Origin of the sequence: Bacillus sp. FSL W8-0116, assembly GCF_038003825.1 — a bacterium.
Lineage (GTDB): Bacteria > Bacillota > Bacilli > Bacillales > DSM-4216 > Bacillus_O > Bacillus_O smithii.
Genome location: NZ_JBBOPY010000001.1, coordinates 1,154,411 through 1,181,117, shown reverse-complemented (window position 1 = coordinate 1,181,117; position 26,707 = coordinate 1,154,411). Strand labels below are relative to the sequence as shown.

General features: G+C 36.9%; 26 protein-coding genes and 2 pseudogenes. 23 read left to right on the top strand and 5 right to left on the bottom strand.

Annotation, left to right across the window (positions count from 1 at the left end):
* Positions 1-496 precede the first annotated feature (496 nt).
* Entirely contained in the window at positions 497-1,666 is a 1,170-nt protein-coding gene (locus N1I86_RS05615) for an ISL3 family transposase (RefSeq protein ID WP_341095371.1), read from the bottom strand.
* Between the two features lie 343 nt (positions 1,667-2,009).
* Here N1I86_RS05615 and N1I86_RS05610 point away from each other — a divergent pair, with 343 nt between their 5' ends.
* Genes N1I86_RS05610 through N1I86_RS05595 form a run of 4 tightly spaced genes read left to right on the top strand, consistent with a single transcriptional unit; the run spans position 2,010 to position 5,754 of the window.
* Positions 2,010-3,203, top strand: a complete 1,194-nt coding sequence (locus N1I86_RS05610) for an efflux RND transporter periplasmic adaptor subunit (RefSeq protein WP_341095369.1) — start codon at positions 2,010-2,012, stop codon at positions 3,201-3,203.
* Positions 3,200-3,880 (top strand): ABC transporter ATP-binding protein, encoded by a 681-nt coding sequence (locus tag N1I86_RS05605; protein ID WP_003354705.1) that lies wholly within the window; start codon positions 3,200-3,202, stop codon positions 3,878-3,880. Before N1I86_RS05610 ends, N1I86_RS05605 begins: the two co-directional genes overlap by 4 nt.
* The gene (locus tag N1I86_RS05600; RefSeq protein WP_340395994.1) at positions 3,877-5,076 is read left to right on the top strand and encodes an ABC transporter permease; all 1,200 of its coding nucleotides are present in this window, start codon (positions 3,877-3,879) and stop codon (positions 5,074-5,076) included. The genes N1I86_RS05605 and N1I86_RS05600 overlap by 4 nt, the downstream gene beginning before the upstream one ends.
* 18 nt (positions 5,077-5,094) lie before the next feature.
* Entirely contained in the window at positions 5,095-5,754 is a 660-nt protein-coding gene (locus N1I86_RS05595) for a Yip1 family protein (RefSeq protein WP_341095365.1), read from the top strand.
* 241 nt (positions 5,755-5,995) lie between these two features.
* Here N1I86_RS05595 and N1I86_RS05590 read toward each other — a convergent pair.
* A pseudogene (locus N1I86_RS05590) lies at positions 5,996-6,669 on the bottom strand (IS256 family transposase); the annotation flags it as partial.
* Here N1I86_RS05590 and N1I86_RS05585 point away from each other — a divergent pair.
* The 7 genes from N1I86_RS05585 (at position 6,647) to N1I86_RS05555 (ending at position 13,950) form a co-directional block, all read left to right on the top strand.
* Entirely contained in the window at positions 6,647-6,883 is a 237-nt protein-coding gene (locus N1I86_RS05585; protein ID WP_341097405.1) for a hypothetical protein, read from the top strand. The pseudogene N1I86_RS05590 and the gene N1I86_RS05585 sit on opposite strands and share 23 nt — an antisense overlap.
* A 228-nt stretch (positions 6,884-7,111) precedes the next feature.
* Entirely contained in the window at positions 7,112-8,473 is a 1,362-nt protein-coding gene (locus N1I86_RS05580) for an IS1182 family transposase (RefSeq protein ID WP_048622333.1), read from the top strand.
* 253 nt (positions 8,474-8,726) lie between these two features.
* Positions 8,727-9,893: an IS256 family transposase gene (locus N1I86_RS05575; RefSeq protein ID WP_341095363.1), complete on the top strand. Its 1,167-nt coding sequence runs from the start codon at positions 8,727-8,729 to the stop codon at positions 9,891-9,893.
* A 226-nt stretch (positions 9,894-10,119) separates the two neighbouring features.
* Entirely contained in the window at positions 10,120-11,124 is a 1,005-nt protein-coding gene (locus N1I86_RS05570; RefSeq protein WP_156179197.1) for a transposase, read from the top strand.
* A 25-nt stretch (positions 11,125-11,149) separates the two neighbouring features.
* Positions 11,150-11,704, top strand: coding sequence for a hypothetical protein (locus N1I86_RS05565; RefSeq protein ID WP_157404848.1), 555 nt, complete (start codon positions 11,150-11,152; stop codon positions 11,702-11,704).
* 50 nt (positions 11,705-11,754) lie between these two features.
* A complete protein-coding gene (locus N1I86_RS05560; protein ID WP_327796799.1) occupies positions 11,755-12,390 on the top strand; it encodes a VanZ family protein in 636 nt (211 codons plus the stop codon).
* 516 nt (positions 12,391-12,906) lie between these two features.
* Entirely contained in the window at positions 12,907-13,950 is a 1,044-nt protein-coding gene (locus N1I86_RS05555) for an IS30 family transposase (RefSeq protein ID WP_048622401.1), read from the top strand.
* Between the two features lie 528 nt (positions 13,951-14,478).
* Here the strand turns inward: N1I86_RS05555 and N1I86_RS05550 are convergent.
* A pseudogene (locus N1I86_RS05550) lies at positions 14,479-15,434 on the bottom strand (IS30 family transposase).
* A 205-nt stretch (positions 15,435-15,639) separates the two neighbouring features.
* On the opposite strand from N1I86_RS05550, the gene rlmD reads away from it, so the two are divergent.
* Positions 15,640-17,028, top strand: a complete 1,389-nt coding sequence (gene rlmD / locus N1I86_RS05545; RefSeq protein ID WP_341095358.1) for a 23S rRNA (uracil(1939)-C(5))-methyltransferase RlmD — start codon at positions 15,640-15,642, stop codon at positions 17,026-17,028.
* A 571-nt stretch (positions 17,029-17,599) separates the two neighbouring features.
* Complete coding sequence (locus tag N1I86_RS05540) at positions 17,600-17,776, top strand: hypothetical protein (protein WP_327824531.1); 177 nt, start codon at positions 17,600-17,602, stop codon at positions 17,774-17,776.
* Between the two features lie 357 nt (positions 17,777-18,133).
* Here the strand turns inward: N1I86_RS05540 and N1I86_RS05535 are convergent, their stop codons facing one another.
* Both N1I86_RS05535 and N1I86_RS05530 read right to left on the bottom strand, forming a co-directional pair.
* Positions 18,134-18,511, bottom strand: a complete 378-nt coding sequence (locus N1I86_RS05535; protein WP_341095356.1) for a hypothetical protein — start codon at positions 18,509-18,511, stop codon at positions 18,134-18,136.
* Positions 18,512-18,535: 24 nt separating this feature from the next.
* Positions 18,536-18,823 carry a hypothetical protein gene (locus tag N1I86_RS05530; RefSeq protein WP_341095355.1) on the bottom strand — a complete coding sequence of 96 codons (288 nt, stop codon included), beginning with the start codon at positions 18,821-18,823 and terminating at the stop codon, positions 18,536-18,538.
* A 758-nt stretch (positions 18,824-19,581) separates the two neighbouring features.
* On the opposite strand from N1I86_RS05530, the gene N1I86_RS05525 reads away from it, so the two are divergent.
* From N1I86_RS05525 to N1I86_RS05480, 10 genes are all read left to right on the top strand, one after another.
* A complete protein-coding gene (locus tag N1I86_RS05525) occupies positions 19,582-19,788 on the top strand; it encodes a hypothetical protein (RefSeq protein ID WP_341095353.1) in 207 nt (68 codons plus the stop codon).
* 80 nt (positions 19,789-19,868) lie between these two features.
* Positions 19,869-20,189 carry an IS66 family insertion sequence element accessory protein TnpA gene (tnpA, locus tag N1I86_RS05520; RefSeq protein ID WP_003352856.1) on the top strand — a complete coding sequence of 107 codons (321 nt, stop codon included), beginning with the start codon at positions 19,869-19,871 and terminating at the stop codon, positions 20,187-20,189.
* A complete protein-coding gene (tnpB, locus tag N1I86_RS05515; RefSeq protein ID WP_003352857.1) occupies positions 20,183-20,539 on the top strand; it encodes an IS66 family insertion sequence element accessory protein TnpB in 357 nt (118 codons plus the stop codon). The genes tnpA and tnpB overlap by 7 nt, the downstream gene beginning before the upstream one ends.
* 61 nt (positions 20,540-20,600) lie before the next feature.
* The gene (tnpC, locus tag N1I86_RS05510; protein WP_341095296.1) at positions 20,601-22,178 is read left to right on the top strand and encodes an IS66 family transposase; all 1,578 of its coding nucleotides are present in this window, start codon (positions 20,601-20,603) and stop codon (positions 22,176-22,178) included.
* Between the two features lie 76 nt (positions 22,179-22,254).
* Positions 22,255-22,443, top strand: coding sequence for a hypothetical protein (locus N1I86_RS05505; protein ID WP_341095351.1), 189 nt, complete (start codon positions 22,255-22,257; stop codon positions 22,441-22,443).
* A 37-nt stretch (positions 22,444-22,480) separates the two neighbouring features.
* Entirely contained in the window at positions 22,481-22,708 is a 228-nt protein-coding gene (locus N1I86_RS05500) for a hypothetical protein (protein WP_341095350.1), read from the top strand.
* Positions 22,709-22,775: 67 nt separating this feature from the next.
* Positions 22,776-22,907, top strand: coding sequence for a hypothetical protein (locus tag N1I86_RS05495; RefSeq protein ID WP_341095348.1), 132 nt, complete (start codon positions 22,776-22,778; stop codon positions 22,905-22,907).
* A gap of 217 nt (positions 22,908-23,124) precedes the next feature.
* Positions 23,125-24,170 (top strand): IS630-like element ISBs2 family transposase gene (locus N1I86_RS05490; RefSeq protein WP_076611651.1). Its coding sequence is split into 2 segments (ribosomal slippage): positions 23,125-23,628 and positions 23,631-24,170, totalling 1,044 coding nucleotides; the frame shifts between segments, so codons are not numbered across the junction.
* Between the two features lie 331 nt (positions 24,171-24,501).
* Positions 24,502-25,887, top strand: coding sequence for a toll/interleukin-1 receptor domain-containing protein (locus N1I86_RS05485; RefSeq protein ID WP_341095346.1), 1,386 nt, complete (start codon positions 24,502-24,504; stop codon positions 25,885-25,887).
* A gap of 324 nt (positions 25,888-26,211) precedes the next feature.
* Positions 26,212-26,658, top strand: coding sequence for a helix-turn-helix domain-containing protein (locus N1I86_RS05480; protein WP_341095344.1), 447 nt, complete (start codon positions 26,212-26,214; stop codon positions 26,656-26,658).
* Positions 26,659-26,707 lie beyond the last annotated feature (49 nt).

The following is a 26,707-nucleotide window of genomic DNA, read 5'->3' as shown; positions in this document are numbered from 1 at the left end:
TTATCCGCCCTTTAAGCATCCAGTGATGACCTTTTTGATAAAATCACCTACAAGGCGATTCCGGTAAGTGCTTGAAGACTTTTCACAAATTTTTTGCCATAACTCCAATATGTTACGGATTTTCTCTGAATAGGTAGACCTGCATTTTTACTAAATATTTCAATTAGATTAGACGTTTGGACAAAGATTTCTAGTGCTATCAACTCACAGAGGAAAACATAACAGCATTTATGTAAAAAACTTTTTACTTAATGTATTTTTTTATATATAATGAATGTAAAGAATTTTTTACCTTCCCATTATTTTTCATTAGATTTTCTAATAAACTAGTAAATTAACAATTGCAGATGTTTATTGCTTACGAAATTTTATAATTGCCCAGTCTTAACAAAAAGTGATTGAGAATAAACAGTTCTCTTATCAACTTTTTGTTTTTTATGGCTCTATGTCAATTGTTGGGGTACACTTATCGAAGTGCCCCTTTTTTTGTAGTTGACTAGATGAGTGAACATAAAGCTTTATTTCTTAGTCTCTTAAAGTTCCGAATGCCATATGACATTCGTTTGATGACTTTTATCTTGTTGTTGATCCCCTCAATAAATCCATTCGTGTAAGGGAAGAGAAAGGAATTTAAGATCTCCTTTTCCCAGTTTTTGAATGTTCTTTTCATGTATTGATATTCTTCGAGTCCCGATTCCTCTATGACCTTATAGAGGTGCTCAAGGTTTCTTTTGGCGTTTGTTTTGTCACTTTCCTTCAGCCACTTATGGAAGGTCTCTTTTACGATATAGGCCTTCTTTAAGTCAGGGGCCAGTGAAAAGAAATAGTTCAGCTGTTCCATTTCATCTGCATTCAAATGGGCATGTGGCTTATGAAGCAGATAACGCAACTTCTTCATGGATTTACGATCCTTCTCTTGAAAGTTTTTCTGGACTCTCTTCCTTACCCGTTCCAATGCCCAGACATTATGCCGAACATAATGGAATCGATCGACCACCAGAATCGGTTTATCAAAACTTTTCAAAGCGAGCGTCTTGTAGGGCTGCCACATATCCATGACCACCATCTGTATTTTCTCCCTTGGAAGTGTACGGAAGTATTCCTTTAGGGTGGATAGATTCCTGTTAGGAATGATATCGTAAACCCTTCGGTTTACAGGATCGCCAATGATACATTGGTACTTGCCCGTTTCAGAAGTCCCTTTCAATTCATCAATGGCCAGAACTTTCGGGAGGGCCTTATTGTCATAGGAATAGTACTTGTCAAAGAGCCGAATGACGGTGGAATGCCCAAGTCCTGTTTCCTTGGCAACCTGCTTAAAGTTATACTCCCTCACTTTAACCAAAAGAGCTTGGAGGAGTCGTTTCGTGTGGCGCTGGTAACGTTCTAGAAAAGAATAGGGTTCGTAGAACCGTTTTCCACAGGACTTACATCTGTATCGTCGCTTTCTCAAGATGAGAAAGCAATATTTTTCAAAGACCTTTACATCACGAATCTTTTGAATCCGATCATCATGGACAGAGGAAGTTTCCTTCTGACAGCAGGGGCTTTTTTGAACTTTTACAGGCGTTTGAATATGGATTTCAAAGTGAGTGATTTGGTCCACTACATGAGTGATTTCAACATCTTCTAACCCAAGCAGTTTTGTGATAAAATGAGAATGCATTTACGAAATCTCCCTTTCTATGTAGTCGGCCAACTATCATTTTAAAGGGAGATCTTCGTAAGTGCTTTTATTTTGTCTGAAAAGTCTCTTAACCCCAACATTTAGTATAGAACCTAAAAAATTTCTATCCAAAATTTTGTGTTTTTATAGTTAAAACTAACAATTTTATGAAATTTTATAAATAATCTGTAAAAATATTGTAAAATAGATGGTTGTTTGGTAATATTTTCTATGATTTGTTAGAGATTTTGTGTGATAAAAAGGGGGGATCTTTTTAAATTTTTTTCCGTTTTTTAAAAGTTTAATGGAAGGAGGCATAGTCCATAAATAAGGGCGTAATATTATGGAATTGGAACGGACAGAAAAAGTAAATACAAAAAAGAAATGGATCGTGGCCGGGATTGCTGTTTTAATCCTCTTGGTGGTCGCGATAAATGTGATTTTTATGGAAAAAAGAAAGAACGAGACAAAGTCCGTTCAGCTGATGAGTGTCACAAAAAGACCAATTAGTAATACGAAACTGATTTCCGGCCAAGTTGTGCCAGGAAAAGTAGAAACAATTTATCTCGATCCTTCCAAAGGGAAGATAAAGGAAATCTATGTAAAAGAAGGCCAAGAGGTAGAAAAAGGCCAAAAGCTGTTCACTTATGAAAATGATGACTTAAATCTACAATTAAAACAAGCAAGCATTGATAAAAAAATAACGATGTTGAATTACAATCAAGTGAACGACAAAATCAAAGCTTTGGAAAAAGAAAAAAAGGCTGCAAGCGACAATTCATCATTAGAATCTCAATTAGAGGAGCTGGAAAGTCAGAAAAAAACCATTGAGTTAGAAATGGAAAAAAATCAATTGCAAGAAGAAGAATTACAAACCAAATTAAATCAATTAACGATACATAGTCCTATAAATGGTTATGTGAAAAATTTGCATCAAGATTTAGAAGAAAGTACTGGGATTACAGATGAAGGAACTTCTTCAGAAACGATGGGTCTTCAAGGAACGCCTATCATGAATATTGTCTCGAAAGAACCATTTCAAATTCAAGGAACTTTAACGGAATTGCAAAAAGCACAAATACAAGCTAATCAGCCGATTAAAGTAACTGCTAATGCTGTACCCAATAAATCTTGGAATGGGAAGATTGTAGAGGTAAGCGAGTTCCCTGCAGCAACTAATCCAGGAACTGGACAGTTTTCCGGAGAAGCAGGACAATCGACGTCCAATCTTTCTTATTATACCTTTAAAGCAAAACTTCATTCTCAAGAGGGATTATCTCCAGGGTATCATGTAGCCATTCAGGTCGTCTTGTCCTCTAAAAAAGTATTGACCGTTCCGCAAAACAGTGTTCAGGAAAAAGGTGGTTCTACCTTTGTATATGTCATGTCAAAAGGAAAAGTGCAAAAGCGGAACATTACTACTGGGATTAGCACGGGAGAATGGACGGAAGTAGTAGATGGTTTAAAAGAAGGAGAAAAAGTGGTGAAAAATCCTTCTCACACGATGGATTCGGGCATGGAAGTGGAGATTAAATGATTAGCTTAAAAAATATTCAAAAGAACTACTCACAAGGATCTTTAGAAGTTTCTGCTCTTCAAAATATCAACCTGGAGATTGAACAAGGGGAATTCGTTTCCATCATGGGGCCATCCGGTTCAGGAAAATCGACACTTATGAATATTATCGGTTGTTTAGATCGTCCCACTAGTGGAAGCTATATCCTTAATCATATCGATGTTTTGAAGGCAGAAGAATCCAAAATGGCTCTTATTCGAAATCAATATATCGGATTCGTATTTCAACAATTTCACTTGCTGCCTCGTTTATCAGCTTTAGCCAATGTCGAACTCCCTCTTCTCTATGGCGGAATGAGAAAAAAAGAAAGACAAAGACGTTCGATAGAAGCCTTAGAAAAAGTGGGATTGGCTGATCGTATGAATCATTTACCTAATCAACTATCGGGAGGACAAAAACAGCGTGTGGCGATTGCTCGAGCGATTGCGACCAAACCAACGTTAATTTTGGCCGATGAACCGACAGGAGCTTTAGATTCTACCGCTAGTGAGCAAATCATGAACATTTTTACTCAATTAAACAAAGAAGGAATCACCATTATCATTGTCACACATGAAAAAGAGGTAGCTGCTTATACTTCACGCCATATCCATATTAAAGACGGAAAAATCATACAAGACGAGAGGTATAGTCTATGAATTTGTTAGATAGCATTAAAATAGCGCTCACTTCTATTCTCTCTCACAAAATGCGTTCTATTTTAACCATGTTGGGAATCATTATTGGGGTTGGTTCCATTATTGCGGTAGTAGCGATCGGACAGGGAGGCTCTGAAGCATTAAAATCCCAATTGGCGGGTTCGGGCAATAATACGTTAGAAATTCAATTTCAACCGGATGAGGACGAACTATCGGATCTATCTATAAATGACGCTCCTACTTTTACACAAGAGGACTTATTTCAATTAAGGAAGATACCTGAGATTTCTCACGTTATTCCTACTAATACAAGCATGGATTCGATTATGATTGGAGATAAACCAATCAATGCCAGTGTAACAGGAATTATTCATGACTATTTTGCGGTTCATTCGGTACAAGTAACAAAAGGACGCATGTTGTCTGAACATGATTTTTCTCAATCGAATAATGTTGTGATGATCAATGAGAAAGCAGAACAAGAATTTTTTAAAAGAGATCGTTCTGTCGGTTCCATTATTACGATCAAGGGGCAGCCGTTTCAGGTTGTAGGCGTTTATAAGACGGGAAATCCATCATTTGGATTGGATTCACCAGAAGTGCTTTTACCGATATCCATTTGGCCTGCGCTATTCGGAACCGATGAAATTCAATCCGTTACCATTCAAACCAAGAATGTGAATCAATTAGAGCTTGCCGGTAAAAAAGCAGTCAATATGCTCAATCATACGAAATCAGCTGATCTAAAAGGGAAATATGTCATATTTAATCTGGAAACGTTAAAACAAGGGATTTCAAAAATAACGAATATTATGACCATGATTATCGCCGGGATTGCGAGCATTTCTTTGCTTGTTGGCGGAATAGGTGTGATGAATATTATGTTAGTATCCGTCACAGAGAGGACAAGGGAGATTGGGATCCGAAAAGCGTTAGGAGCATCAAGAGGAAAGATTTTATTACAGTTTTTGATTGAATCGATGATGCTGACCCTTTTAGGCGGAATAATTGGCATCGGTTTAGGAGTAGGGGGAGCTTACATCATATCCGCCTTTGCCCATTGGCCTCCCCTCGTATCGCCTCAAGTGGTCATAGGAGGAGTATTATTCTCCATGGTTTTAGGCATTATTTTTGGATTAATTCCGGCCAATAAAGCGGCTAAAATGGAACCCATTGAAGCTTTACGCTATGAATAATGGAAAGGAAGAGATCAGATGGAAACAAAAGTTGAAGTGAATCAAGAGATCATGAAAAAACCTTCTTTAAGCGGCATGATTTTTTCTCCAGTTGTTCAGTTTGAAAGAATGAAAACAAACGCGCCAATAGGGCTCCCTCTTTTTTATATGATGGTGTTGTTTGCGATTGCTGGAGGGATTGGCGGATATATAGGTTTAAACAGTACCGCTTTAAAGGAGTTGGATATTCACGTTCCGGCCGCTTTTACGATTGGAACAGCTGTTATAGGAAGCATGTTTTCAGGTATCATCGGTTTTTTATTAACAGCTCTATTTTACAAAATCTGCATGATGTTGATGGGGAATGATACAAAGTATAAAAAACTATTTGCCATTATAGTGTATGCAAGCGTGATTTCTGTCATAGGCGGTATTATAAATGAAATCATTAACCTCGCAGTAGGTGCAGACAAAGTCACTTCCTTTACAAGTCTTGCCCCTCTCGTTACGGGAAATAAAACGTTGCATGCCATAGCTCAAAACTTCGATATTTTTCGCATTTGGTACTATGTCGTTCTAGGGATAGGTTTGCATGTAGCAGCAGGATTAAGCAAAAATAAAGTGGTGATTCTTCTCGTTATTTTATTCGTCATCGTGGCCGGCATTAGCAGTTTAGGAGCATTCCTACCTGGTCAGTAAACACTGTATTAGTGATTTTTAGGAAAGTAGCAATTTCATATGAATTTTATTTAATTATATGGATGATTCTCTTCAAGTAAAAAGGTACCGTCAAGAATTTTGTGTAAGAGAGTATTCTCAGATACGTTTTTTTAATCTTGGAGGAGGTGTTTAGTTGTCTTATATGAGACTGAATATTCAGTCTCATATAAGACAACTTAGTCTCCCTAGACTCTGTTCTTCATGAATAAAATTTGGTCTTTCAGTATCTTTCTTCAAACATATCTTGAAGTGCCTTGTATGCCGTAGAAAACCCTTTAAGTTTTCTAGTGGACCATTTTTCATTCAAGTCCTGTACCGTTAAGAACGTGATTTTTTCTGCTGCTTTAATACTGGTTAAGCTGTTCATCGTTTTGAGTCGTTTACGTATATCTTTAATCGTTCGTTCAATCGCATTGGTCGTGTAGATGACACTACGAATACTGGTCGGATATTTTATGAATGTTAGGAGGACATCTAAATCCTGTTCCCAAGATTGGACTTCTCTAGGATACTTTTTAGACCACTTGTCTTTAAACTCATGAAAGGCTTGAATGGCTACGTCTCTTGTTATCGAACGATAGATCAGCTTTAGGTCTTCAGCCACTTCAAATTGGTCTTTTTTCTTTACCTTGTTTAACGTATTTCTTACTTTGTGGACCACACATCGTTGAACATCGGCTTTCGGATAGACGGCTTTAAAGGCTTCTTCAAGACTTGGGAGTCCATCAAAAACACCAAGTAAGACTTCATGAGCACCGCGTGTATAAAGGTCTAGGAGAATCTCTTGCCAGCCATGCGCGCTTTCTTGTCTCCAACGTAAAAGCCAAGAATTTCACGATAACCTTCTTCATTGACACCAAGAACAACGTAAATGACTTCTTTGGCATACGTATCAAGAATTATAGCTCTCATTGGTGTTTTTAGTATCATTTTCACGGGGGTGGCTTTTGCTTCCAGTGACAGCTACAATGGTTATTTTACTACCGCCGTTATGACAGCTGGTTCATTGAATGTAACGGATGGAAGTATTTCTGTTAAACACTCTCAAGAGTATACTTTAGGAAGAACTGTTTCTATACAGGCTTTCCGTAAAGGTTTGCTTGGCTAAAGTTATCAGAAGACTGTTGGTACAGTATCTTCAGATGTAACAGGTAAATCGTTAAGCACTAGTGGTCTTTCAGATGGTACCTACAAGTTAAAGTTTGTCGAAATAAGTGGCAAATGCATAGGATGTAGAGAAATCCATGTTTGGGGCAGTTGGAGCAATTAATATAGACGATTAATAAATCTATTTTTTTGTATAATTAAGATACCGTAATGAATTGAGGTGGATGAAGTGCTAACAAAAAATACACAGATGAATCGTGATCAAATAGAAATGATAGCTTTAGACCAACTTGTACCTGCAGATCATTTGGTTCGTAAAATCGACGCTGCGATTGATTTTTCATTTATCTATTCGCTTGTTCAAGACATGTATTCATCGGAAAGAGGTCGACCAAGTATTGATCCAGTTGTATTGATTAAAATGGCTTTCATCCAATATACCTTCGGTATTCGTTCCATGCGAAAAACTATAGAGGAAATCGAAACGAATCTGGCTTACCGTTGGTTTCTTGGATTTGGTTTTTATGATAAGGTACCTCACTTTTCAACGTTTGGGAAAAACTACGAGCGACGCTTTAAGGATACAGACTTATTTGAACAGATATTCTATCGCATTTTGAAAGAAGCTGCAGATAAGAAGCTGATAAGCAGTGAGCATGTCTTTATTGATTCTACTCATGTCAAAGCGAGTGCGAATAAGCATAAATTTGAGAAGAAAGTGGTTCGAAAAGAAACGAAAGCCTATCAAGCACGTCTACAAGATGAGATAAATGCTGATCGAGAAGCACATGGAAAAAAGCCATTTCCTCCAGATAAATTTGGGAAAGAAGAATATAAAGAAATAAAAGAAAGTACCACTGATCCGGAAAGTGGTTACTACGTAAAAGACGAGCGAACAAAACAGTTTGCTTACTCATTCCATGCTGCTGCGGATCGAAATGGCTTTGTTTTGGGGGCTATTGTAACGCCAGGGAATATTCATGACAGTTCCGTATTGGAGCCGCTTCTTGAAAAAGTCATAGAAAAACATGGAAAACCGGTTGTAGTTGCTGCTGACGCTGGATATAAAACTCCCGCCGTTGCCCAATACATATTTGAAAATGATATGACCCCTGCTTTACCTTATACTCGCCCTCGTACAAAGGATGGTTATTTCAAAAAACATGAGTATGTTTACGATGAATACTACGATTGTTATCTTTGTCCGCAAGGACAAGTGTTAAAATATGCAACTACGACGAAGGAAGGCTATCGTCAATATTTTTCTGATCCAGTCCAGTGTAAAGATTGTCCATTCCTCTCGAAGTGCACCCAAAGTAAGGAGCATAAAAAACTAATTCAGCGACATGTATGGGAATTTTATTTAGAGGAAGCTGATCATCTTCGGCATACACAAGAGAATAAGAGCATTTATGCAAGACGGAAAGAAACTATTGAACGTGTTTTTGCTGATGCAAAGGAAAAGCATGGTATGCGTTGGACAACCTTAAGAGGTCTAAAAAAATTGTCCATGCAGGCGATGCTAACTTTTGCTGCAATGAATTTGAAAAAGATGGCTTGCTGGACATGGAAAAGTCCAGCAATAACATAAAATAGACCCCTCTAGGGGTCTATTCCAAACATTTGAAAGCATAAAAGTGACAAAAGGCATCCGAATACACACATTCGGATGCCTTTTGTCTACACTCTGAAAAGAGATAGTTCTTTCTATCTCTTTTTTTTCTTAGACGGAATAAATAACGATGATGTATAAAATTTTGTGTCAATCATTTAGTTAGACCAAAAGAAAAAGGTAGGGTATTCTCTGATTTGGCAAAAATCTTAGAGAAAGGAGTACCCTACCTATGTCTAAAAGTATATCGAATATAGATTGGATGAATCAACTGGAAAACGTTATTCGTGAGTTTGTAAAGGAAAAATTAGAGCTGATCATGAAGGAAGAAATCCAGACTTTCCTCGAAATGGAACAAGAGGGAACGTCGAATAGAAGAAACGGCTATTACCATCGAAACCTAGACACGCAGTATGGTCGTATCGAAGGACTTTCTGTTCCAAGAGACCGAAACGGGGAATTTCAAACGCAGCTGTTTGCCCCTTACCAACGCCATACGGGCTGGCTCGAGGAAGCCATCATCAAGATGTATCAAAGTGGTATGAGTACGCGTGAAATTGGCAAGTTTATTGAACGAATTTTAGGCAAGGCCTATTCTCCTTCAACGATCAGTCGTATGACCGATATCGTGAAAGAAGACATTGAGAAATGGCACAAACGTCCCCTGAACAAACGTTATTCTGTCTTATATTTAGACGGATTGTATGTAAAACTTCGTCGCGATACCGTGGAGAAAGAAGTGATTTATGTGGTGTTGGGGGTCAACGAAGAAGGATATCGCGAAATTCTTGATTTTTTCGTAGGAGGACAGGAGAGTGCCTATGGATGGCAAGAGATTCTTCAACAGCTCTACAAAAGAGGCGTACAGGAAGTGCTTCTGGGCGTATTTGATGGCCTTCCGGGGCTAGAGGAAGCCTTTAAGGCTGTTTATCCGAAAGCCGATGTGCTGCGCTGTGTCGTTCACAAAGTACGTAATACCTTAAATCGTGTTCGGAAAAAAGATCAATTTGAAGTGGCAGAGGATCTCAAACTGATTTATCGCGCACCGAATAAGGAGATTGCGTTACAGATGTTTCAACAGTTTGAGTCGAAATGGTCGAACAAGTATCCGAGAGAAGTTCAATCTTGGGCCAATGAGTTGGATGTCCTCCTTACATTTATGGATTATCCAAGCAGTATTCGAAGTGTGATTTACACGACCAATGCCATTGAACGAACGATCAAAGAGATTCGGAAACGTCTAAAGCCGATGAACAGTTTGAGTAGTTTAGAAGCCGCTGAAAAAGTCGTGTATTTGACCATCCAAGATTTTAATGAGAAATGGGCAGGACGAAAATTACGAGGATTTGCTGAAGCCTATGAAGCCCTTCAACAAATGTTTGAAAAACGTTATAACTAACCAAATATTGTAAATGAACAAAATAAAGGGATTCTCCCTTTCCACACAGGAGACTGAATATTCAGTCTCCTGTGTGGAGGAAATCGAACCCCTATCCATTCCAAATCCATTTCAGAGATACCCTATCTATCTTGCATAACACAAAATTCTTGACGGTACCTAAATAACACTAACATTAAATTTAGGTTATAATAGACCTGAATTTTATTTAAGTTGGTGATTATTTATGCGTACCAAAAATAGATTAAATCCAATCGAATCAAAATACTTTAGACCCGAGATAACTAATTGTCCAGAATGTGGTAATAAATTAGTATACTGTCACCCTGTTTGGAGAAAAACAATTTCTACCCTAAAAGGTGAATTTAAAATCATAAATCTAGGATACCGATGTGAGAATAACTCCTGTTCTAATGACACCGTATATCGTTCAGCTGAAGCCGAACAATTAAGTATGAAGCACATTACTTATGGAATGGATGTCATCGCATATATCGGATATTTACGGTTTAAAGAACATAAGACTCGATCTGAGATAGCTACTATCTTATCGGAAAAAGAAGTAAAAATTTCTGAGAGGCAAGTACAGAAACTTTATGAAAGATATGCGTTATTACTGCGGGCAAGCGTTAAAGAAAATATGAAAGAGACATTAGAAAATATTGTGAAAGAACATGGAGGACTTGTCTTATCTATTGATGGTGTCCAACCCGAAAAAGGTAACGAAACATTGTATGTCATCCGTGAAGTTCTTAGTGGTACTATTTTAGCTGCACATAATTTAAAAAGCAGTGCTTCTCAAGAACTGATAGGTATTATTCAACCCATTTTAGACTGGGGTTATCCAATCCAAGGTTTTATCAGTGATGGGCAACAATCCATTCGTTTAGCAATTGAACAAATAGTTCCAGATATTCCGTATCAATATTGTCAGTTTCATTACTTTAAAGACATAGCCAAACCATTAGTTGAAAAAGATAGAAAACTAAAAACGAATATCAAAAAGAAGCTAAGGGGAATAAGGGAAGTTGAAAGAAAAATTGAAAATTCTCCATCTAAAAACATAGAAGAAGAGGTAGCAAGTGACTATATTGCGGCTATTCGATCCGTTCTTCTAGAAGATGGTAAGCCACCATTCGAATTACCAGGCACTTGTGTTTTTGAACGAACGAATGCGATTAAAGATTCGATTGAAAAATGCCTGGATAAAAAAGGGGACTCCTCTACTTGAAAATTTGTTCAGAATAGTCAGAAATGTGGATAACTATAAGGAAGATTATCAACTCGTAAAACGTTGGGATACACGATTTAAAAGGATTGCCACCATTATGGAACCTTCTGAGAATAAAACAAGTTTTTGGGTCGAAAACAGATTGAAGCAATATTTAAACCAAATGGAAAAAGAGCTTAATCGGAAAGAAGATCAACCGTTTGTAGAGAACCTATTAAAGTATAGTAAAGGATTTTGGAAAGGACTTTTCACCTTTTATGATTATCCACTTATACCGAGAACGAATAATGATTTAGAACTCTTTTTTAGAAGAATAAAGCAAAAACACCGAAGAATCACAGGTAGTCGGACTTGGAATCGATATATTATCCGACACGGTGAAAACATTGTATTTGTAGAAAATGTCTCTAATGAACAGGAAGGGCTACAAATGATAAAAAATGTTAATTATTCAGCATATAAAACTGAAGCGAATAAATGGGAACAACGTATTGGCGAGCATATAAAACAAAGAAGATTCAAAAAAGAACCAAATGAATATTTAAACACTATTGAAGAGAAATGGAAAAGGCACAACTAATTTATTGTGTTGGTTGTGCCGTCTAAGTTTTTTTTGAAGAGGTGAAGATAATGACTGTTAAAATATTAAAACAAATCGGTATTTTTTTAGTGTGTTTGATTGCTTCCCAATTTATCATGTATTACTTTGTAGATGATTATATTATTAATGTTGTTTCAAGTGCCATTATTTTTATTTCAGGTAGATTAATATTAGCCGTTGTATTATGGGTTGTTGTGAATCTACTATTTGGATCTAGAAAATCAAACTTTAGTATAAAAAACTATCGGACGCAGTTCGTTTCTTTTTATATTATTTATTTAGTATTTTTAGTATCGATTGTGTTTTTTAAGGATGGGGTTTACCATCGACAATATAACTTCATTCCATTATTAAATCTTTTTAAACACCAAAATGTGAATAATAACATTTTCATTATCAATATCATTTCTAATATATTCATGTTTATTCCGCTAGGGATCGTTGCTTTGCTATTTACCAAAAATAAGATATTTAATTCTTTACAAGTGTTTTTATATACAAGCTTATTTATTGAGTTAATACAGTTTATTTTCAAAAGAGGAGTATTTGATATTGATGATATCATTCTAAATACCATAGGGGGATTCATTGGTGTTTATTTGACCTATAAATTTTTATCAAAAGCGAAAAATCAATCTAAAAACCAATCACCATATAAAAGCTAGTCAAAACATAAACCAGAACTGTTGGATTGTCTGAGAAGATATGAGTTTTGACGAAACAAACTGTTATTGGAATAAATCTTTTTTTGATTCATTTTACATCTAATTTCAAACAACCAACTTCGTATGAATGTTTTTGGCAATTAAAAAATGAATCAAATGGCAAATAATTATATTCATCTTCCTGTATAAAGTTTCATAAGCAAAGTCCCTTGACATGGAGCCTCTGCGGGTATAATTCATCGAAAAGGGGCGGGCCGTATGGCTTTGCTAGGCAGATTAGACTATCAGACCCGCCACTCCATGTAAAGCGGTGAATATGCACTAGTTTATGCAAACTCTTAATTGCCATCAACAGTATGAAGCTGGTTGTTTTTTATTAAAATTGATTGTTGATTTTATATATAATTTTTTGGCTAGTTGTATAATCAAATGCAACAAGCATAAAAAATGAAAAACCATAGATAAACCACGTATGATTAAGTCGACTAAAACAATATCGATACGGAGGATTTATCTATGGCAATTACTAATTCTACCATAGGAGCTCGGCATTTCAAACACTTAACGGCTTATGACCGTGGGAAAATTGCGGCCTTACACGCTGCTGGTAAGACTCAACAGGAGATTGCAGATTATGTTGGTTGTCACAAAAGCACCATCTCCCGTGAGTTAAGAAGAGGTACAGTGCCACAAAGAAAAAGCAACGGGAAAATTGTTCATGTCTATTTTCCAGACACAGGTCAACTTCTCTATGAGAGAAACAGGAAAGCCTGTGGCCGCAAGCTAAAACTAGACGATGCCATCGAGTTTATTAAGTATGCCGAAACTCAGATCCTTGATAAGAAATGGTCTCCTGATGCGGTATGTGGGAGAGCCAAACGTGATGGGAAATTCAAAGACAAAATGGTTTGCACCAAGACCCTTTATAACTATATTGATCTAGGACTTATAGGCGTTAAAAACATTGACCTACCTATGAAAATTACCCTGAACACCAAGAAAAAACGTAACCGGAAGAATAAGAAGATCTTAGGACGCAGTATCGATGAGCGACCAATTGAAGTCAATGAACGCCAAGAGTTTGGTCACTGGGAAATTGATACGGTTATAGGCAAGAAGACTAAAGATCAGGCCTTATTGACTCTTACTGAGCGCAAAACCCGTAAAGAAATAATTTTGAGAGTGACAGCCAAGGATAGTCTATCCGTTTCAGAAGTCATATCTCAGTTGAAAGTGTCTTATGGTAATCGGTTCTCTAAAGTGTTTAAAACCATTACGGCTGATAACGGTTCTGAATTTGCTGACCTCGGCCTTAGTGTTGAAAAAGATCTAACAGAGGTTTATTTTACACACCCTTACACATCCTGTGAACGAGGAACCAACGAGCGTCATAATGGCCTTATTAGGCGCTTCATACCAAAGGGGAGACCCATTTCCTCTGTGGCAGACGAAACCATTACCTATGTTGAAAATTGGTGTAACCATCTTCCAAGGAAGATCCTCAATTATCGTACACCTGAGGAGTGTTTCCAAATAGAGTTAGCTGGCTTAGCTTCTTAACCTTAAGCCAGCTAACCCAAAGGGTTGGTTTTTAGCAACTTGACAAAGAGCCTCTGCGGGCATGGCTACCAGCCATGAAGCCAGGTATACGGTACTGGCTGGGCCAACCAGGCTACCATGCCCACCACTCCACGTCAAGTCGCGCAGAGTGTCCCGATTCTACTTAATCATGGGTTATCTGGTCTTTCAATACTTGTTGCATTTAATATTGCAATTTAAGTATATAATTTTTTATTCTTAAATTGCAATATTAAATGCAACACCTGATGATGACCCTAATAAACTGTTGTCGAACATGAAAATTAACTGATATAGGACTCACTCCGCGCAATTTTATATGGAGCGGTAGGCATGATCGCCTCCTTAGATGATGCCGATGTTGGAACTCTGGCTTCTCGACAGGAGAATCATGCCTGCGGAGGCTCCATGTCATGTTAGTTGCCTAAACACTCAACAAACTGACCCGTGCTGATGAGTTTAAGAGGCCAACAGGGCCAGCTCCTCCTTGAAGAATCCATCCGGTGTCCTCTATCCTAGGATCCTCCTTTAAAGGCGGTTGCACCAGTTTTTCGCATAGGCGATGGTCTGGTCGAAATGGATTCCCCTTAGGGATGAAGCGCCGTATTAACCCATTTTGGCGCTCATTGGTCTCCCGTTCACTGGAGGTATATGGGTGGGTGAAATAGACTTCAGTTCTTTTTTTAAGCACTGTGGCAAGGTGGCAAATTCTGACCCGTTGTCAGCAGTGATGTTTTTGAAGACTTTCGGGAATTGCTCACCATAGTCCTTCTTCAAGCACGAAATAGCATCACTGATGGACGGTGCATCCTTTGCATCGACCCTTATAATGATCTCCTTGCGTGTCTTCCCGTTCAGTAATGGTCAACAAGGTCTGGTCGTTCGACTTTTTGCCAATGACGGTATCGATCTCCAAGCGGTCGAATTCCTGTCGGTCGTTGACTTCGGCCGGTCGTTCTTCAATACTCCGACCCAGGACCCTTTTATTTTGGTAGGACTGCTTCTTCCTGGTGTTGAGTCGAACTTTCATTGGTAGCAATACCAATAAGCCCTATGTCTATATAGTTATAGAGTGTCTTGGTAGGAATAAGGGCACCTTCAAATAGGCCGTGGCGCTTTTGGCATAACACAGACTTCATCAGGTGACCAACATCTCTTAGGATTTTGGCTTCTGCAAACTGGATGAATTTCATTTCGTCATCCAACTTAAATTTGGCATCACAGGCTTTCCGGTTTTTTTCGTATACCAGTTTGTCCGTATCCGGAAAATAAGCTTCAAATAGCTTTCCATTTGTCTTCATCTGAGTCACGGTGCTTCGTTTTAACTCCCGGGAAATGGTGCTTTTATGGCAGCCCACCGCATCAGCGATGGCTTGAAGTGATTGTCCCTCACTATTTTCCCGCTATCAAAGGGTGTAAGCTGTTTAAATAGGCGTTTTTTTGGTGGTATACTGTGTTTGAGCCATAAATAAAAACTCCGTATCGATTTTTGTTTTGGTCGACTAGAGCATACACGGTTTATCTATGGCTTTTCACGTTTTAAGACTTGTAGCTAGCCTCTTTATACTATTTTTTATGTAAATATGTTGTCATTAGAACAAAAGATGATCCATAATGAAGACCGTAATATTGGCTGCATGCGCTTTAAGAACAGAAAGCGAGTGAAGAAACGTGAGTTCCAATCAACAAGTGAAAATTAAAAAACACCAGACTTTTCCGCTTACGATTAAAAGACTTGGAATCAATGGAGAAGGAGTTGGATATTTTAAACGGCAAGTTGTATTTGTTCCCGGCGCGCTGCCGGGAGAAGAAGTAGTGGTGGAAGCGACAAATGTGCATCCCAATTTTACGGAAGGGCGAATCAAAAAAATCAGAAAGAAATCCCCTTTTCGTGTAAAACCCCCATGTTCCGTTTATGAGATATGCGGAGGCTGCCAGCTGCAGCATTTGTCCTACGAACGTCAATTGGTCGAAAAGCGGGATATCTTAATTCAAGCTCTTGAACGCCATACCCAGTTTGATATAACACAAATCGAAATTCGGCCAACCATCGGCATGGAAGACCCGTGGCACTACCGGAATAAAAGCCAATTTCAGCTTGGAAAGCAAAAGGAGCGGGTGATTTCAGGGCTTTATCAATTGAATTCTCATAAGCTGGTCGATATTTCAACATGTATCGTTCAGCATCCAGAAACGGATAAAGCGACGCAGATTATTCGAGAAATCTTGTCCGACTTGCACATTCCTATTTTTGACGGACGCACCAAAACTCCTGCTGTTAGAACCATCGTCACTCGAATTGGGACAAAAACCGGCCAAATTCAAGTGGTTCTCATTACTACTCATAAAGAACTTCCGAAAAAACAACTCATTGTGGATGAAATCAAAAAAAGACTGCCAAACGTTGTCTCCATTATGCAAAATGTGAATCCAAAAAAGACATCGCTGATATTCGGAGAGAAAACGTATTTGTTGTATGGAGAGCCTTCCATTACAGAGCAATTGGAAGAATTCAGTTATGAACTGTCCGCGCGTGCATTTTTCCAATTAAACCCTGAACAAACGATCAAGCTTTACAACGAAGTGAAAAAAGCAGCTTCGCTCACCGGAAAGGAAAAAGTGTTAGATGCTTATTGCGGGGTTGGAACGATCGGACTGTGGCTTGGAAAAGACGCTAAAGAAGTACGTGGTATGGATGTCATCCCGGAAGCAATAGAAGATGCCCGTAAAAATGCCGAAAAGCATGGCATGTCGCATTTTGTGTATGAAACTGGAACAGCTGAAGAGTGGCTGCCAAAATGGAAAAAACAAGGTTGGATACCGGATGTTGTGGTTGTTGACCCGCCTAGATCCGGGTGCGACCGGGAATTTTTGAAAACCATCATGAACATAAAGCCTAAGAGAATGGTGTATGTTTCCTGCAACCCTTCCACGTTAGCCAAAGATTTGCAGACGCTAAGCCCATTGTACAAAATCCATCACATCCAACCCGTCGATATGTTCCCAATGACCGCACATGTTGAATCCGTCACACAGTTGGAATTAAAGTGTAAGGAATAAATAAAGTCCTGCCATATAAAATAAAGTCGTAGCAAAATCAAAATAAAGTTGTGCAAAAGGGCAGGAGCAAGGCAGGGGAAAGGAAAGAGGGAAAAGGGAAAATCCTTTATCCTCAAGCCTTTTCCCCTATTTTCTATCACGACTTTATTTTCAAACATAATAAAGTTCTGCCAGAAAAAATCGAAGCAAAAATCGAGAAAATGAGCGATTCGTGAACGACTTTATTATGAATGGAAAAATATAGGAGGCGTAGGAATGCGGGTTGAAGGGGTGGAGAGTAGCAGGAGTTTATTATGACTGAACATAGTTAGGATGAAAAAAGAGAAAAAATTGCATGGGAAATGGGGTGAACCATGTTTCTCTTTTTTCATTTAGGGAATAGGGGACAGGAAAAGAATAATTCCAAAAAACATGTGGAAATCAAACATGTTAAGATGCAATATTGGCTTACATGAAAAACTTTAAGCAGAGAGTAAAACCAATCCCCTTACTATTTTTTAAGTTCATAACATGAAGGAAACATTTTCTAAATTTCTTTATATGGTATAATAACTCCAAAAGGAGGGGGAGCATGGAAAAAAGACCTTTTGAACGTTGTCCATTTTGTAATGTTGATTTAGTCGTAGAGTTCCAAGAAAAGAATGAAGTGAAATATGGTAGCAAGAAAATTGGCATTTATAACAGAGAACTCGATAGGGTAACCCACTTTCAATGCCCTGTTTGTAAAGGGATATGGGAGAGAAAATAATGAAATAGGGAAGAAGATAATGTTAGAAGGGGAAGGAAAACGTTGTTTCAAAACGGAAACCGATTAAACGGAAATTTTTTTTGGCGATGAATACAAACATAAATTCTTTATTGATTATTTTTATTTTGTATTAGACCAACTTTATCTGATTTATGAAAAAGAATGAAGTTTTTTTATGATTAATAGTACAATATCTTTTAACGAATCAACCATATTCGCTTTGCAAGTTGTTTTAGAAACTTTAACTAATATTGGGTATCTCTCTTCATTGGTTCTTCGTATGAGGAAGGTGTTGGCATAGGAACTTTTACTCGTTTTAGGGTCTTTTTCACTTTGGGCAAGTTTTTTCTCTTAGTGTTATCTGTTTTCCTCTTTATCTAAATAAGAAATCGCTTTATTCATTTTATCGATGATTTCCTTCACGCCCCAATCGTGAACGGATGTACGAGGCTGTAAATGATTTATCTTCCTCGTTCGTTTTAATCCTCTTGTGTTCGAACGACTTTGTTTCTCACTACTTTCTAATAAAGTTTTTAATTCACTTATCGTTTCTTTTGGTAAGTGTCGAAGAAATGTTTCTAATCCTACATTATACAAAAGTAGCAGCAACAATTCGATACGTTCCTGTTCACTCCACAACAAATTCCCTTTTATTAATTCCAATTTTCCAGAGATGTACCGTTCGTATTGTGAATAGGTAATGGTTTGTGGATTTTTGGAAGGAATCAACTTCATTTTCCCATCTCCTTACTGTCCTGTTTATCTATATCTTATTTTGTTATTGCTCTTTTTTTGTTGTACATAGGTTTTCACTTCATCAGAAAGATTGGTATTCATTTGGAGTTCTTTTGCAACCACATGTAGCATCTTCTCCACATCTTCTAACCGATAACGGTCAAGACGAGTAAGCGAGTGAGAAACGATTTCTTTGGCAACCTCTCGTTTCAAAAATGGAGCAACTGCCCCGACTTTATTTGCTACTTCTAACGAGAGCTCTGCTGTTTTTTGGCGATAGCTCTCGTTCCACCCTGTTGTTGAAATCTCCACTCTTTTTGCAATTCATGAAGGAATTCTGCGAAAGATACGACTTGCTCTTTTCCCATCCCTTCGTTCATCGTGAATACCTCTTTTCTGTTAAGTTTGTTTGTATCTTATCTTAATTATAGTACCTTCTTCTTTAAAATGTTAAACAAAATAAATAAAGGTGTGGTTACTGCGTGAATAACATGTGGCTAAAATACGGTGGAAAAGGAGAAATTTATATTTCTCCGGCCTTTTCCCTGTTTTTATAGCACGATTTTATTTTTATAATAATAAAATTGTGACAGAAATAAATTGAATCAAAAATCGAGTGAGTTTATTTTTTCGGAACACAGTTACAGGGTAAAAAGAGGTAATAGACAATGACCTCTGTTTCTCTTTTTTTAGGAATAAGGATATATGGGGGAAGCCTTGTTTATTTTACTTGATATCATTCAGAAAAATGTTTATGGTTAATTTAAGGTAACCACATTTATTAGAAACAAGGATGGGAAACAACATTACATGAAGACTTTTTGTATTCATAACAAAAGTCCATATTTCATACAGTAAACGCTCAGTCATACGACTGGGCGTTTTTAATTGTGTTTATTTCCTAACCGTATTGAAAGGGGAGATTAGGCTGAAGCTCAAAAAATGATATCGAACTTATAGCTTTCTTTAAAAATGAAAATCTAATTCAAAAGGAGAGGTTATTGATGAATGAAAAACTTGCTGTATAGATTGTTCGAGCAATTATTCGCGATATTTATGGGAGATATGGTATGGAGCAATATTTCAGGAGTACAGAACCGAGAATGTTAGTTAATATTTATGAGAAATGGATACACGTTGTTTCCATTGAACTTAAAAAAGCTGGAGTGATAAATGAAATCTATGAACCCTTAAACACAGAGGAAATGAGTTTTGCGGATATTGTCTATCGAGTGGATTATTACTTGATAGACGAGGAGAGGGAAAGTGGAGAGTAAGCGTCAAATCTTGGACACCTTCTTGATGTGCTAATTTCATGAGATAATCTCCTCAAGATGAAATTGAAGGAGGTTTTTTTATGCCTAAGAATCCTGAATTACGAAAGGTTTGGGAACAACGAATCGCTGACTATCGTAAAAGCGGTCAAACTCAAGTAAACTGGTGCAAGGAAAATCAATGGAGTATTCACCAGTTTAAATACTGGTTAAGAAAAATTGAAAATCCAATAAAAAATCAAGGAAAGTCTACAAAATGGGCATCCGTTACCCTAGAAGATCATTCACAAACAGTTGAAAATTCATTACGGATTGAAATTAGTGGGATTTCAATTGAAGTAAAACCTGGTTTCGATCCGGCCTTTCTTTCAGAAGTGGTTAGGACGTTGAAATCAACATGTTAGTTGGTACAAGAGCTGAACGAGTTTACTTGGCAAAAGGAAGTACTGATTTGAGAAAATCCATTGATGGATTAGCTGCTTTGGTGAAAGAGGGATTTGATTTAGATCCCTTTTCATCAAGCTATTTTGTGTTCTGTAATCGAAAGCGAGATAAATTAAAAATTCTTCACTGGGACTATAATGGTTTTTGGCTTTATTATCGTCGATTGGAAAAAGGAAAATTTCAATGGCCAAATGAAAATGACACTGGAACGATACAAATTAGTTATCGGCAATTACGCTGGTTATTGGATGGTCTTGCAATGGAGCAAAAGAAAGCACACCCAGAAGTAAAGGCTAGAACAGTTATATGAATTTTTTACTTTTAACAAAAACCTTGGAGGAAAATAGCTAAAACCGTCGAATTATTACTACATGATGAAAAATTTAAAGAATCCTACCCAAAACCCATTTGAATTAATTGAAAAACTTCAACAGCAAATCGTTGAATTGACGGCGAAATTACGATGGTATGAAGAACAGTATCGTCTTAGTCAAAAACGAAAATTTGGCTCTTCAAGCGAAAAAACAAATCCTAATCAATTAGAACTACCTTTATTCAATGAAGCAGAGGTAGAGTCTAATGTAAAAGCCGAAGAGCCAACTGTTGAAACAATTACATATCGTCGTAAAAAGAAACGTGGTCAACGTCAAGCTACGTTTGAAAACCTGCCTATGGAAACGATTGAATATCGTTTACCCGAAGAAGAGCAGGTCTGTTCGTGTTGCGGTGAAAAAACACACGAAATGAGCACAGAAGTACGACAAGAATTAGTGATTATTCCGGCTCAAGTCAAAGTTTTAAAACACGTTCGATATGTCTATGGATGCCGTCATTGTGAGCGTAATGAAATAGAGACACCAATCGTTACAGCACCTGCCCCAAAATCTGTGTATCCAAAAAGTTTAGCTTCACCGTCAAGCATGGCATATATTATGAATCAAAAATATGTAGAGGGGCTACCTCTATATCGCCAAGAACAACAGTTCAAACGATTAGGTGTGATCTTATCCAGGCAAACCATGGCCAATTGGATGCTTTATGGTGCCGAAAAATGGCTTGCGCCAATTTATCAACGAATGAAAGAGCATCTCCTCTCTAAAGACATTCTACATGCGGATGAAACAACTGTTCAGGTTTTACATGAACCTGGAAGGTCAAGTACATCGAAATCTTACATGTGGCTTTATCGGACTGGAAGAGAGGATCCACCACTTGTCCTTTATGACTATCAGGAAACTAGAGCAGGAGAACATGCCAAAGAATTCCTAAAAGGGTTTAAAGGATACCTGCATGTCGATGGATATGCAGGATACCATAAGGTATCCGGCGTAACATTAGTTGGATGTTGGGCTCATGCCCGCAGAAAGTTCGATGAGGCTTTAAACGTACTTCCTGAATCCAAACGTCATTCAGCAGTCACAGCTCGGGAAGGACTCAATTTCTGTAATCAGCTATTTGCCATCGAGCGTGATTTGAAAGAATGTACACCAGAAGAACGATATAAAAAACGACTTAAACACAGCCAACCATTGTTGGAGGCTTTTTCAGCATGGCTAAAAACAGAGAAAAGCAATGTTTTACCAAAGAGTCTATTAGGTCAAGCCATTACATACTGCCTCAACCAATGGGAAAAACTCGTGGCATTTTTAGAGGATGGACGTTTAGAAATCGATAATAATCGAAGTGAACGATCCATTAAACCATTTGTGATCGGTAGGAAGAACTGGATTTTTAGCAATACTCCGAAAGGAGCTAAGGCCAGCTCAATCATTTACAGTATTGTGGAGACAGCAAAAGAGAATAAATTAAATCCATTTTATTATCTTCGCTACTTATTTGAAAAGCTTCCCAATATGGATATAAGCAATATGGATGAGCTTGATCAACTACTTCCTTGGTCCAAAACAATTCCTTTGAATTGTCGGGTTTTTAATAACTTATCACAATAATAGTATTTAATCCCTATCATTAAAAGGTGGGGATTATTTTACGCTTACAGTGGAGAGGAATAAGGAGGAAAAGAAAATGAACAAACTATTCGAGCGTGAAGAAGGTACAATCGATAAAAATGTTTTTTATGGTGAAATATCCGAATGGCTAAGAGTATCATCTGTACATTCTAAATTATGCGAATTACTTTTGGATGAAGCGGATAGAGAGGAAGCATTTTTAGCAAAGGAAAACGAAATATCTGAATACCTAATGGAGAGGTAAAGGCAGGATAAAATAAGTAAATCAAGGGGGAACAAACATGTCAAACTTAATTCCAAGAACTGAGGGGCAAAAAATAACGTATAAAGATTTGGAACAGTTTCCAGAAAAGATAGAGCTGTTCAACGGAGACTTTGGGTTTACAGAAAGTGAAAAGAAGATTTTGTTACTGGCGTGTATCACAAATTTCGGTTTGAAGTTCTTGATAGATACTCTTCCGAATGAATCTTTAAAGGAACTTAAAGACTTGTTAGATAAAAAATCATGAGAGCGATTAGACATAAATTTTATATCGGACAATTAAGGTGAAACGGAAATATAGAAAGGAGATAAAAATGAAAAGATGGATGAATGAATTCAGTGACAAAGAGTGGATTCAAGAAAGGCTGGTGGAAGTTATTGGTGACTTGTTGATGCTTGGGATAGGGCTTGTAGGAGCGTACTATATACAAGTGTTTATCATGTAAAGAGGGGACATTTTTTTCATTATCTCATCTACCAACTCAGCCAAATCATGAAAAGTGATATCGAATGGTCGCTTAATGACATTGAAACGCTTTTTCGTCTACTTCTTTTGGTTACTGTTACTTTTTCTTTGTTTCATCTATATAAATTGAAATAAAGGTTTTCTCCCATTCCACGGCGAATAAATACAAAGAGAAAATAGGGGAACGGAGAGAAAATATGATGCCAAATCACAAAGACGAGATCGAAAAGTTGTCCACTGCCATGAAAGAAGCAAAAAGTAAACGAGCATATGAACGCTACCAAGCGATTTATCTTCATTTGCAGGGATATACCAAAGGAGAAATCGCAACGATTATTGGTCGATCCAAGAAAACTATTTATAACTATATTCATGCCTACGCCCAGCGCGGTCTTGATGGACTGGAGATGAAATACTCACCTGGCGCCCCACGTCGATTGACCCCTGAGCAGGAAAAAGAGCTGGCTTTGATCATTGAACATCAGCTCCCCGTAGATGTGGGATTCGAAGCAAAATATAATTGGACGCTTGCGATAATCGCTGAACTCATTCAACAAAAGTGGGGGCCAACATACACGCTTCGCGGAACAAGTGACATTCTGCATCGGTTAGGGCTAAGCTATACGAAACCGACCTATACACTAGCCAATGCCGATGAAGAGAAACAAAAAGAATTCGTCGAAATCACCTTCCCTGAAGTAAAAAAAAACTGGTAGATGGGAACATCGCCCATGTCCTCTTTCAAGATGAGTCGATGATTCGTGATTACCAAGCGATTCAAAAAACATGGTTTGTCAAAGGAAAACAACGAATCATTCCGACGTTTGGAAAACATCAAGGGCTGAAGCTGATTGGCACGTTGAACTACGAAACAGGGGAAGTGTTTTGCATCGAAGAAGAATGCTATGACGCGGAAACATTTCTTCGATTTCTTCAACTTGTGTTAGAACGCTATCCCACAGGCAAAATAGTGATGATTTTAGATAACGCTCGAATTCACCATGCCAAACTCATTCAGCCATTTTTAAAAGAACACGAAGATCGGTTAGAGCTCGTCTTTTTGCCACCATACAGTCCGCAATTGAACTTGATTGAAGGGCTATGGAAATGGCTGAAATCAGACGTGATTTACAACGTGTTCTATTCGAGTGTGCAAGAAATTAGAAAGAATGTCCAAGCCTTTATTCAGCGAATCAACCAGAAACCAGAACAAACGATCGATCGTTTGTGTGTTCAGTTGTAAATCTTTAATTCAACTTATATATTTAATTTTAAAATACATGTAACGAAACCCTGTCGGTTTGGTTTATTTAAAAGGATTATTTATGAGAACAACTACCTTCTTGCATTGACCAAGCTTTGGGTGGTTGTTTTTTTGTTTTCTGATTACTTGGTTATGTGAAACATTTTTTATGAGAAAAAGAGCGAAAAAGGTAATAAAATATAGAAAAACCATTTTTCAACTTCTTTTCCAGTAACGAATAATAGCTTAAAATAGAGTTATATGTTAGAAAATTTTGATTTATTTATGTTAATTATTTTTTTGTCAGAATTTTATATGGAGTGGGATAAAAATGGAAAACAATAAAATTATTTTTTTGTCATATAGCTGGGCTAATGATAAATGTGCGGATTTATTAGATGAGAATTTAAGTTCGTTTGAAGGAATCGAGATTAAAAGAGATAGAAGAGAAATAGATTATTCTCAAGACATTGAAGAATTTATGAAAACTATTAGGAAAACTGACCACGCTATTTTACTAATTAGTGATGATTATTTGAAATCGACAAATTGTATGTTTGAAGTATCTCAAATCATTAAAGATGATGAATATATTAATAAAATCACACCAATTATTATTGGAGATACATCAATTTATCGAGTAGAGGATAGACTCAAGTATGCAAAATATTGGAACGATAAATATAACTTTTTGAACAAAGAAATAAGGGATTTAAATATTGAAGATAACATATCGCTAATTCAAGAACTTAAAAAGGTTAAAATAATTTGTTCGGCAATTGATGAAATACTAAGTGTTTTGAATAGAAAACAATACTATAATTTTGAAAAACATTTTCAAAACGAATTCAATGACATCTTCAAATCTTTAAATTTAGAAAAAGCCCCAAGAAAGAAGGCTTATGCAGTTGTGGAAAATAAAGAAGAAAGTTTTGATTATACTATTTATAAATTAAAGGATTTGAGTACAGCAGGAGCAAAGAGGTATTCAGCTTCAATCATCTTGAATGAAAAATATACAAAAGAGCAAATTAAGAAACTAATATCATTTGTTACAAAGGAAGTTAAAAACGAGAAATATCAAAGAAATAACAAAGTCAAAAATAGACATTCCAATAAGGTAGCAGATGTGGTTTGGTTATTTATTGCTAATGATTTATTTGATGTGCAAACTACAAATTGGATTTGTAGAACCTCTTGGATTTCCGATACTTTAGATGTGCAGTTTAAACCACTACCTTTAAGAGGAAATGACATTATTGAAGATATTCAAATAGAATGGAATGAATCTTATGAAAGCCTCAAATCTTTTTATAAAAATAATCAAGGAAATAAGGGTGAACTATTAGAAACCTTAGATAAGCTGTCATCTGAAATGCAGAATTATGGAGAAAAAGTAATAAACAACTTTGAAAAATATAAAAATTCAAAGATAACTGAAGAGGAATTTATAAATCGGATGCAAAGTATGGAAAGGGATGTTAAAGAGCTATATTTTGAGTTTAATAATATTCCGTTGCCTACAGAAGATATAAGAAATTTTAAAAGTCTTTGCGGTGAATTATTTTCAGTCATTGATAATATGTTTTTATTTTATTCAAAAAAAGGAATTGATACTTGGGATTCAAAGAGTAGAGAGTGGCAGATATCAAAGTCTATCGAAGAATTTAATAAATTAGTGCCCGTTGTTAAATATGAGAGAGATAAAATAAATTGATTTGTTATTAGAAACTTTAGCTTTACGCTCAATGCCCTTTTCCGATTAAATCAAACAGATATTTACTGAAGAAATTATAAATAACTCAAAGGATGGAGTTTGAATGGAATAATTAGGGATAATTGCGCCTTGCCAATTCTAGACAAGGCTTTTTGTGTGCAAAACTGCTGAATCATGTTCTAATCCTGCTCTACCAATGAATATTTAAGTCTCGCAAATCTATAATGTAAAAATCCTTAATTAAACAGGATTTCTATTTTAGAAAAATCAAACAGGATGCTCTAATCGAAATGATTAGACAAATTTAAATGGAGGAGAAATGATATGAGTAAAAATGGTAGAGCAGTTAGTAACAATTTTGGGTCGACTTTAAGGTACTGGCGTGAAAAACGGGGCTACTCTTTACAACAACTTTATGAAAAAACGGGGGTTAGCACTGGCTACCTTAATAGGCTTGAGAAGGGGGAAAGAAAAGCACCATCTGTTCCGATTGCTTCTAAAATTTCCAAGGCCCTTGGAATCCCGCTATCTTTATTGTTGGATATTTCAACAACAGAAACTTCAGTACAAGAAGCTCCTATGATAACAGAGTTAATCTTGTACAATGACTGTAAAATTGACGAACATAATTTGATTAGTAAAGATGCGAAAGAAGCTCTTGTAAAGATTATTGAGTTCATAATTGAAATATCTTGGGATGAGGATAGTAAAATTAAGCAATTATTTGACCTTTCGGAGCTGATTGATGACTTTAAACAGGTAAGTAAATAGATTTTGAAGCAGGGGACCCTTTTATTTGGGTCTCTTTTTTTCAAGAATT

Coding starts and splice junctions, on each gene's coding strand:
- N1I86_RS05615 (WP_341095371.1), bottom strand. CDS start 1,666: ATGCATTCTCATTTTATCACAAAACTGCTTGGGTTAGAAGATGTTGAA.
- N1I86_RS05610 (WP_341095369.1), top strand. CDS start 2,010: ATGGAATTGGAACGGACAGAAAAAGTAAATACAAAAAAGAAATGGATC.
- N1I86_RS05605 (WP_003354705.1), top strand. CDS start 3,200: ATGATTAGCTTAAAAAATATTCAAAAGAACTACTCACAAGGATCTTTA.
- N1I86_RS05600 (WP_340395994.1), top strand. CDS start 3,877: ATGAATTTGTTAGATAGCATTAAAATAGCGCTCACTTCTATTCTCTCT.
- N1I86_RS05595 (WP_341095365.1), top strand. CDS start 5,095: ATGGAAACAAAAGTTGAAGTGAATCAAGAGATCATGAAAAAACCTTCT.
- N1I86_RS05585 (WP_341097405.1), top strand. CDS start 6,647: ATGACTTCTTTGGCATACGTATCAAGAATTATAGCTCTCATTGGTGTT.
- N1I86_RS05575 (WP_341095363.1), top strand. CDS start 8,727: ATGTCTAAAAGTATATCGAATATAGATTGGATGAATCAACTGGAAAAC.
- N1I86_RS05570 (WP_156179197.1), top strand. CDS start 10,120: ATGCGTACCAAAAATAGATTAAATCCAATCGAATCAAAATACTTTAGA.
- N1I86_RS05560 (WP_327796799.1), top strand. CDS start 11,755: ATGACTGTTAAAATATTAAAACAAATCGGTATTTTTTTAGTGTGTTTG.
- N1I86_RS05555 (WP_048622401.1), top strand. CDS start 12,907: ATGGCAATTACTAATTCTACCATAGGAGCTCGGCATTTCAAACACTTA.
- N1I86_RS05540 (WP_327824531.1), top strand. CDS start 17,600: ATGGAAAAAAGACCTTTTGAACGTTGTCCATTTTGTAATGTTGATTTA.
- N1I86_RS05535 (WP_341095356.1), bottom strand. CDS start 18,511: ATGAAGTTGATTCCTTCCAAAAATCCACAAACCATTACCTATTCACAA.
- N1I86_RS05525 (WP_341095353.1), top strand. CDS start 19,582: ATGGAGCAATATTTCAGGAGTACAGAACCGAGAATGTTAGTTAATATT.
- tnpA (WP_003352856.1), top strand. CDS start 19,869: ATGCCTAAGAATCCTGAATTACGAAAGGTTTGGGAACAACGAATCGCT.
- tnpB (WP_003352857.1), top strand. CDS start 20,183: ATGTTAGTTGGTACAAGAGCTGAACGAGTTTACTTGGCAAAAGGAAGT.
- tnpC (WP_341095296.1), top strand. CDS start 20,601: ATGATGAAAAATTTAAAGAATCCTACCCAAAACCCATTTGAATTAATT.
- N1I86_RS05505 (WP_341095351.1), top strand. CDS start 22,255: ATGAACAAACTATTCGAGCGTGAAGAAGGTACAATCGATAAAAATGTT.
- N1I86_RS05500 (WP_341095350.1), top strand. CDS start 22,481: ATGTCAAACTTAATTCCAAGAACTGAGGGGCAAAAAATAACGTATAAA.
- N1I86_RS05495 (WP_341095348.1), top strand. CDS start 22,776: ATGAAAAGATGGATGAATGAATTCAGTGACAAAGAGTGGATTCAAGAA.
- N1I86_RS05485 (WP_341095346.1), top strand. CDS start 24,502: ATGGAAAACAATAAAATTATTTTTTTGTCATATAGCTGGGCTAATGAT.
- N1I86_RS05480 (WP_341095344.1), top strand. CDS start 26,212: ATGAGTAAAAATGGTAGAGCAGTTAGTAACAATTTTGGGTCGACTTTA.